This is a genomic window from Methylobacterium sp. GC_Met_3 (assembly GCF_026540775.1).
Taxonomy (GTDB): domain Bacteria; phylum Pseudomonadota; class Alphaproteobacteria; order Rhizobiales; family Beijerinckiaceae; genus Methylobacterium.
In genome coordinates this window covers 1-840 of record NZ_JALNUL010000175.1, presented here as the reverse complement: position 1 = coordinate 840, position 840 = coordinate 1, and the positions used below count along the sequence as shown (strand labels likewise).

Genomic DNA, 840 nt, shown 5'->3' with positions numbered 1-840 from the left:
TCGGCTCGGACTCTTCGGTGCCGCCACACCACCATAGATACTCCAACACGGCAGACAGGCGCAGGCAGTGCCCGCGGGCCTTACCGAGCGTGCCGGCGAGCAAGCCGCTGGCCATATGGCACCGCCCCACGATGTCCCTAGCGAATTCCTCGAGCCGATCCTCCGCATCGCGGGCGAGCGGCACGATCACCGGCTCTGGGTGGCCGAACTCGTCGTGGAACTGCAACAAGTCGGTGAGCCGGGCGAATGCCCGCTGCATCGGTCCGTCATCCTGTGCGCCGCGCGCCAGATTGAACTCGGGCTTGGTCTCCGGCCATGCCCAGAGCAGCCGGGAGGCCAGACCGTCGTCCGGCCCGTTCAGGATCATCTCCAGCTTGTCCGGCTGAACGCCGCCGAGCACGCCGATGCTGAGGTGTCGGATCCGAAGCGGCTCCGGGTTCTTCATCCGGTCCACGACGTAGGCGCGCCCGCCGTACATCTCGATCGCGAACGCCCGGTCGGATCCTCCCCCGCCGTACTTATCGAAGGCGCCGAGCCAGCCGGCCAGTTCGTCTCGCACCAGCAGGAGTCCGCGCGGCAGCCCGGCGGCTAGGGCGCCCAGCGCCTCGACCGTGGCATCCGCCACCCGGATCCGCGGCCGAACCGGCGCGGGCGGCTCCTGAGCGTCGGCCGGCAGGGCGGGTGGCGGGTCGCCGTTCTTTACGGCGGTTTTGACCTCGACCTTCCACGCTTCGATCCGGGCCTCGCAGGCCTGCTTGGCGGTGGCGTGCTCCTGCTGAACATGCTCGAAACCGTCCGCCATCCGATCCTCAGCGAACCGGACGAGATTGAAGGCGGCGT

The 840-nt window shown here is 68.9% G+C and carries 1 protein-coding gene; it reads right to left on the bottom strand.

The window, feature by feature from the left end:
• The coding region (locus OXS27_RS32385; RefSeq protein WP_267361757.1) for a DUF3987 domain-containing protein at positions 1-802 on the bottom strand (802 nt) is incomplete at its 3' end.
• Positions 803-840: the final 38 nt, after the last annotated feature.